The sequence below is a fragment of the Microvirga sp. GN3 genome, assembly GCF_055792825.1.
On the sequence record NZ_JBVVAK010000265.1, the window covers coordinates 1 to 6,760 of the forward strand.

The 6,760-nt window shown below is 61.9% G+C and carries 8 protein-coding genes; 7 read left to right on the forward strand and 1 reads right to left on the reverse strand.

Features of this window, described 5'->3' with window-relative positions:
* Positions 1-85 precede the first annotated feature (85 nt).
* Complete coding sequence (locus ACS5Q1_RS45735) at positions 86-874, reverse strand: YihY/virulence factor BrkB family protein (protein ID WP_473104432.1); 789 nt, start codon at positions 872-874, stop codon at positions 86-88.
* Positions 875-1,133: 259 nt separating this feature from the next.
* Here ACS5Q1_RS45735 and ACS5Q1_RS45740 point away from each other — a divergent pair, with 259 nt between their 5' ends.
* The 7 genes from ACS5Q1_RS45740 to ACS5Q1_RS45770 all read left to right on the forward strand — a co-directional run bounded on the left by ACS5Q1_RS45740 (position 1,134) and on the right by ACS5Q1_RS45770 (position 6,554).
* The gene (locus tag ACS5Q1_RS45740) at positions 1,134-1,553 is read left to right on the forward strand and encodes a CopG family transcriptional regulator (RefSeq protein ID WP_473104433.1); all 420 of its coding nucleotides are present in this window, start codon (positions 1,134-1,136) and stop codon (positions 1,551-1,553) included.
* Positions 1,554-1,662: 109 nt separating this feature from the next.
* Positions 1,663-2,931 carry an extracellular catalytic domain type 1 short-chain-length polyhydroxyalkanoate depolymerase gene (locus ACS5Q1_RS45745; RefSeq protein ID WP_473104434.1) on the forward strand — a complete coding sequence of 423 codons (1,269 nt, stop codon included), beginning with the start codon at positions 1,663-1,665 and terminating at the stop codon, positions 2,929-2,931.
* Positions 2,932-3,294: 363 nt separating this feature from the next.
* Positions 3,295-3,945 carry a hypothetical protein gene (locus ACS5Q1_RS45750; RefSeq protein ID WP_473104435.1) on the forward strand — a complete coding sequence of 217 codons (651 nt, stop codon included), beginning with the start codon at positions 3,295-3,297 and terminating at the stop codon, positions 3,943-3,945.
* Between the two features lie 81 nt (positions 3,946-4,026).
* Positions 4,027-4,221, forward strand: a complete 195-nt coding sequence (locus tag ACS5Q1_RS45755) for a hypothetical protein (RefSeq protein WP_473104436.1) — start codon at positions 4,027-4,029, stop codon at positions 4,219-4,221.
* The gene (locus ACS5Q1_RS45760; RefSeq protein ID WP_473104437.1) at positions 4,205-4,384 is read left to right on the forward strand and encodes a helix-turn-helix domain-containing protein; all 180 of its coding nucleotides are present in this window, start codon (positions 4,205-4,207) and stop codon (positions 4,382-4,384) included. The genes ACS5Q1_RS45755 and ACS5Q1_RS45760 overlap by 17 nt, the downstream gene beginning before the upstream one ends.
* Positions 4,385-4,557: 173 nt before the next feature.
* Complete coding sequence (locus tag ACS5Q1_RS45765) at positions 4,558-6,264, forward strand: tyrosine-type recombinase/integrase (RefSeq protein WP_473104438.1); 1,707 nt, start codon at positions 4,558-4,560, stop codon at positions 6,262-6,264.
* Entirely contained in the window at positions 6,264-6,554 is a 291-nt protein-coding gene (locus ACS5Q1_RS45770; RefSeq protein ID WP_473104439.1) for a hypothetical protein, read from the forward strand. Before ACS5Q1_RS45765 ends, ACS5Q1_RS45770 begins: the two co-directional genes overlap by 1 nt.
* Positions 6,555-6,760: the final 206 nt, after the last annotated feature.

Consider the following 6,760-nt stretch of genomic DNA (forward strand, 5'->3'; position numbering starts at 1 on the left):
CACCCGAGACAGTGCTATGGCCGGCTGCGCAACCCCGGCCAACTCCGCCGGCCACCCCAGCCGTAGCGCCACGACCGATCATGCACTAACATTGACACCGGACCACCTCGTGGGGGCTGGCCATTACCCAGCGCCACTTCGGGTCGCGGCGGCTTGGGCCGTAGCGGTAAATGACGGCCAGCCACATGCCCACAATCACGAGAAGGATCGGCCAGCGCAGGATGGCCAGGAGCTGTTCGGCCGGGGTCACAAAGCCCACAAAGGTGAGAATGACCGGCGCGACCACCACCGCACTGATGGCTAGGATGATGAAGCCGATCATGCCAAGGGTGATCAGGAACGTCGTGGCATAAAAACGCAGCAGGCTGCGCTTCTCCTTCTCACCATAAACGACGTTGAGCGCATCGAAGAGGGCTGCCACCCCCGAGTTCGCGCTCCAGAGTGCCACCAGAAAGCCGATCATGAAGGCGACGCTGAGCGTATCATTGTCCTGGGTGACGATCAGGGAGATCTGCTCCCCAATGAGCTCCAGCACCCCGCCGGGCAAAATGCCGGCAAGAAGGGACAAATGACCTCTGATCGTGCTGACATCGGCAAAGAGCCCGTACAGAGATACAATTGTGGCAATCGCCGGGAAGACTGCCAGCAGGGCAAAGAAAGCAACCCCGCCCGAGGTCGACAGGATACGATCTTCCGAGATCCCCCAGAGCACACGCCAGAGTATATCCTTCCAGCCGCGTGCCGGGATCTGCCCGGGGGTATTCGCCTCCCGTCCCCGGCCGGGCTCGCGGGCGCGGCTGAGATCGTCCGACAGCACGCCGGGAGCGGCCTCCTCTTCGAGCTTAGAGCGCCAGTCTTCGCCATGTTCGTTCATGGGGCACCATTGAGGTCCACGAGGATATCGGGTCGGAAGGTTCTTGTCGTGTAGAGGGGACGTTTCCAGGCCTTTCCGCACTAACCCCGAGACTGGGCTCCCGGCTCCTTTGAGGCCTGTGCTCCCAATCCGGATGCCTATCCTGTGAAATAGACGCAAAGCAGCAGGCTGAATTCAGGGGAAAGACGATACGGGGGCTTGAACTCGCGACAACGGCCATCCAAATACCATCCAAGCAGATGGTTAAAGGAGGGCGGCTATGGCAACCAACGTGCACGAACTTCGACCTAAGACTTCTGATAGCGAGAAGATCACGATCAACCTGGGCTATGTCGACCTCGGCCATATCGATCTCTTGGTTCAGGAGGGTTTCTACTCCAACCGGACCGACTTCATCCGGACAGCCATTCGAAACCAGCTTGATCGTCATAACGACGCCGTCAGGAAATCGGTCGACCGGCACCAACTCGACCTCGGCCTGCGCCACTACGGTCGCCAGGACCTCGAGGCCGTGCAAGCAGCCGGAGAAATGCTGCACATCCAGGTTCTGGGTCTCGCCAGCATCGCCAACGATGTCACGCCCGAGCTGGCGCGGCAGACAATCGCCTCCCTTCACGTCCTTGGCGCCTTGCATGCCAGCCTGGCGGTGAAGGAGGCTCTGAAGGACCGCATGCGCTGACCACCGAGTAGCACCCGTCTCCCGTCTTGAGAGCCTGCCCGACCCTTTCCGACTCGGTAAGGGGTAGGTCCCGCTTTGCCCCACATCACCCCACAACAGGACCGAACTCATGAACCTGAAACCGAACATCGACATGCTTGAGGCAACCCGTCTCACCCGTGAAGGACGACTTGCAGAAGCCCTAGCAGTCCTCCAAGGAGGGCTTCCGAGTAGCCATTCCTCACCGACTTCAAGCAACGCAGGCGGGAATGAAGGCCAGCGTCGAGAGAGACCTGCTGCACGGATCATTGATATGGTGCCACCATCGTCCGGAGGAGCGGCGTGGACTTCGCCGAAGTTCAACTTCCCAAGCATGGCTCCTGACGGTTCTGATGGCTCTGCCGGAGGTTTGGGCCAGTCCCAGATGCCGGAGGCGCTGCGCGGCTTCCTCGACCGTATGGGGCAACCCGGCTCCCTAGCTGGCTTTGATGGGTTGGTTGGACCTGTTCCAGCCCGTGCGCCTGCCCCGCTGCCGGAAGGCGCACGCTTCGAAGAGCGGACCTTTGCCAACGAGACCGGAAGCCGTACGTATAAGCTTTACATCCCGAGCGGCTACACGGGTCAGCCTGTGCCGCTCGTGGTGATGCTGCACGGCTGCACGCAATCGCCAGACGATTTTGCCGCCGGCACGCAGATGAACGAGTTGGCCGAGGAGCAGACGTTTCTTGTTGCGTTCCCCGCTCAGACCCAATCCGCCAATGTGTCGAAGTGCTGGAACTGGTTCAACGCAGCCGATCAGCAGCGGGATCGCGGTGAGCCATCGCTGATCGCTGGGATTACGCGGCAGATCATGCGCGACTTCTCCGTCGAGCCGGAACGCGTTTACGTCGCCGGACTCTCAGCCGGCGGGGCAGCGGCGGCGATCATGGGCTCGGCTTATCCGGACCTCTATGCGGCCGTGGGGGTCCACTCAGGCCTGGCATGCGGGGCCGCTCGTGACATGCCGTCCGCGTTTGCTGCCATGCGGCAGGGCGGGGCGCCTCATCACAGTGGGGCCAAGCCGCCGGTGCCGACTATCGTGTTCCATGGTGATCGCGACACGACCGTCAGTCCCATCAATGGCGACCAGGTCATTGCTCAGTCGAGGGCGGGCTCGGATCTGCAATCAACCGTCAGCCATGGACAGGCTCCCGGCGGGATCAGCTATACCCGCACGGTCGAGTGCGATAGCAGCGGACACCCCATGCTTGAGCATTGGTTACTCCACGGGGCGGGTCATGCCTGGTCCGGCGGAAGCCCAAGTGGGTCCTACACGGAGCCCCAGGGCCCCGATGCCAGCCGCGAGATGATGCGCTTTTTTCTTGAGCACCCGAAACCGAGAGCCGCATCCCCCAACTAAACACAAGGAGCCCGCCGGACCACGGCGAGGATTGGCGGGCTACAATTGGGTATCTCCCATACGGGTAGGTCTGGAGTGCATCTACGGAGATCAGTTTGCCTCGTTACAAGGGCCAAAACATTCCAGAGTGCATCAAGGCGGAACGTCGGCTCATGGCACTTTTCGGAAGTAGACCGGACGTCGAGAGTTGCGCGGTCAGCGGACCTTCCTCGGGCCTCGTTTTATCTCACAGTCGCGACCATCGTCGAATGGCCGTACCAACAGCCCCAATTCCCTTCTTGAGACAGCATCAGAGCATTTTGGAATGCGCTGTATGCTCTTACGGGGAAGAAGGTCGACAACAGCGCCGAGGAGATGAACAGGATGCCGGACGCAAGGCTTTTGGAGTGGCTCAAGCACGACTTGCAGAATAGTAAGCATGGTCCTTCCGATGAGGCTCTGATCGAACTGGTCGAAGACACCAAGCGTCTCATCAAGCTGTACTTGCAGCGCCCCGAGAAGCTGCGTCCCTCTGCGGTCGCCCACGAGCTGACCAGCCTTGCGACTAATTTCGAGAAAGCGGCCAAAGCCGCCGACAGGCTCGGGAGCCAGGGCCTTGTGATGATTGTCGCCGCGTCGGAGGCCAATCCCGATTCCCGCGACTTCGATATGAGGCACCATATTCTGTATCTGCAGCGCTTAGCGTCCATGAGCCGCAAGGCTGCAGAGATGAGTCAGCAGCACAGCCTGTCCGTCGAGGACAACAAGGGAGGTCCGACCCCGACGCAGGAGTTGCGCGAATTAGTCTCGGCCTTGATGCTGTCCTATCAGGAGATACTTAGCGTCAGGCCAGCCTACACGGTGGACAAGGACATTCACTTAGCCGTCGGTGGCTTTACCGGCTTTGTCAAACAGGCCCTTCGCCTTTATGCTCCAGAGGGCGTCGTGTTCGAGCCGCGGCTGATCGACAAGGTGGTCGCCGAGAAACTTCCGATCCGCGACCTTGAGTACTTCGACCCGCCACCCCTGCCGTGAGGGGCGCGCAAAAACCGGTGCGTTAGGGAATTCGACCAAACGAGCTTCCATCGTGATCGTGCTGCCCATTGGAGGTCACCAGTGGGCAAGACGGCACATCCTGAACCAACAACTCGCAGCGATGAGGAGCTGGTATCTTCGCCGGCTGCGTTGGTTGCGTTCGTCCGGTTACTGGCCCGCCACGCGGCCCATGAAGCCTTTGCGTCAGCTGAACCTGCTGTTGCCTCCAAGTTCGATCATTCCGAACAGGAGGATACCCATGAAGCCGAAGTCTGAGCCCCTTCTCACTCTGCCCGATCTGGCCGCCCGTTGGCAGGTCAGCCTCAAGTCCGTTCGCCGCATCGTGGCGCGCGGTGACCTCAAAGTGCACCGCATTGGCGTGCAGATCCGCATCTCGCCGCAGGACGCGGATACCTACGAGAAGCTCAATCGCGAGTAGGAACAGTGGCCGCCGCAGGGCGCTCCTGTCCAGCAATGTCAATGGTTTAGCGGCTGTCGGGAGATCGCTCCCGTCTGAACGCCGTAGGACCAGAAAGCTGCTATTTCCCGAATTGACCCTCCTGTCCACGCCTGTCCTCCCGAGGCCAGAGCTGACCACGCGAGACGATCCCGATGAACTATGTCGACCCCACTTTCCTCGCTCGCAGCAAGGCGGCTTTCCTCACCGAGGAGCGGTTGAGTCTGGCGGATGTGAAGCGCCTGGCCGAGGCAGATACTGGCCTGACCGCCACCCAGCGCCGCGATCTCGTCTCGGCGCTGAACCGCGTCGAGCAGCTGTTTCAGACATCGCTGGAGAAGCTGGAGGCGAGCCCGCGCCGGACGCGCGAACTGTTTGCGTCCAAGAGCCCGGCCCAGTTGAACCTGTCCGAGAAGACCTTCGCCAACATCCGCTCGCTGGTGACCAAGGCTGTCGCGCGTTATGGCCGGCCGTCCTCGCCGCTGACCCGGCGCATTCTCATCGCGCCGTCCTGGCAGACGCTGCTCGACCGAATCGGAACTATGTATCAGCGGCAAGCACTCTACCGTCTCGCCGCGTACAGCTCGGTCATGGGCATTGCTCCGGAGGGGGTGACGACTCAAACACTGCTCGGCCTGTACGAGGCGATCCAGGTCGACGAGGGGATCAAGAACCCGAAGGATGTTCTCAAGAACACGATCGTCAACTGGAACCGGTCGGCCCGGACCGTGCCGGGCTGGCCGCCGGTGCGACTGTCCTCGCCGTTCAAGCAGGAGCCGTATGCACTGCCCCTGAGCGCCTTCCCGCCCTCGTTCGAGATGGATGTCGCTCTCTGGTGCGAACGCATGGCGAACCCCGATCCGCTCGACGATGAGGCGCCGGCACGTGCCCTGTGGCCCGCCACGATCGAGCACCGGGTTCACAGCTTCCGCCAGGTCGCTTCGGCTCTCGTCCACACTGGCCACCTGCCGGTCGAGGCGATCACTTCCTTAAGCGTCTTGTTCGAGCCGACCGCGTTCAAGGCTGCTCTTCGCTTCTTCCTTGATCGCTCCGGCAGGAAGACCCAGCGTGTCCATAACCTCGCCCGATCCATGCGCCTGATCGGCAAGCACTATAGCCGCTTGGACGAGGCGACCCTCGCCACCTTGGAGAAGGTTTGCCGCAAGCTCGATCCCGGCAACCGGCGTCAGATGACGGAACGCAACCGCAAGCGCCTCGGCCAGTTCGATGATCCGCGCAATGTGGCACGCCTGCTCAATTTCCCCGAGCGGGAGGCCAAGCGAGCGCTGGCCGAGACAAACCCGCTGCGGGCCGCGAAGGCGATGGAGCGGGCCGTGGCGGTCGACCTGCTCATTCGCTGCGGCCTGCGGATTGGCTCCCTGCGGACGCTGGAACTGTCCGACTTCACTTGGCTGAGCTCCGGATTGGCTGTTCTGGTCGTCCCTGGTGAACGCACCAAGACAGGCCAGCCGCTGGAGTTCGAGCTCAACGTGGAGGTGACCGCACGCCTGAAGCGTCACATCGCGGAGTTCCGTTCGCGCCTGCCGCAGGCAGATGGGCCGTGCCTCTTTCCTGGACCCCACGGTGGACCGCGGTCGAAGACGGCGATGTCCGATGCGATCCGCCGCGGCATGCGCCGGGCCGGCCTTGAGATGAACCCGCATCTGTTCCGGCATGCGATCGCCAAGATTGCGACCGATGCGGATCCCGGCGCCTATCTCCCGGTTTCCCGCGTTCTCGGCCACACCACGCTCGACACCACGATGGCGCATTATCTCGGCGCCGGGACCAAGGCGTCGGGACGCTACCTGGATGGTCTGCTCTCGGAGACAAAGGCCAAAGCTCCGAAGGGAGATCGCTGATGCCCAGATCCATTGATCCGATGCGCCGGGCTCTGCCGGTTGCCGAATGGCCGCTGAGCGACCGGCAGGCCTGGTTGACGGCACAGATGAAGGGCGATGTCTTCGACGACGAGAGACGAGCGGCCCATTGGGCCACGCGAACCTGTCAGACCAATGAGCAGCATTATGGCCGCTGGCTCGGCTACCTGCTCTGGACCGACAAACTCGATGCCGCTGCCGTGCCGGCGGATCGAGTGACGCGCGAGGCTGTGCGCACCTATAACTCTGATGTTCGTTGTCAAAGGCTTTGAACGCAACAATGCGCTCCCTGCAACGATCCGGGCACTCAACGATAGAGCGATTGCGCAGGGCCGGAGGCAGAGCCGTCAAGATGACGGTTGAGCAAACTCTGATGCGCGGGTTGATCACCGCATTTCCGTGTGTTCGTCCGGGGCTGCCTCGATCTGCCAGCGGGCGTCGATGATCCATCATCGGCCACACAGTTAACCCGAGGGTT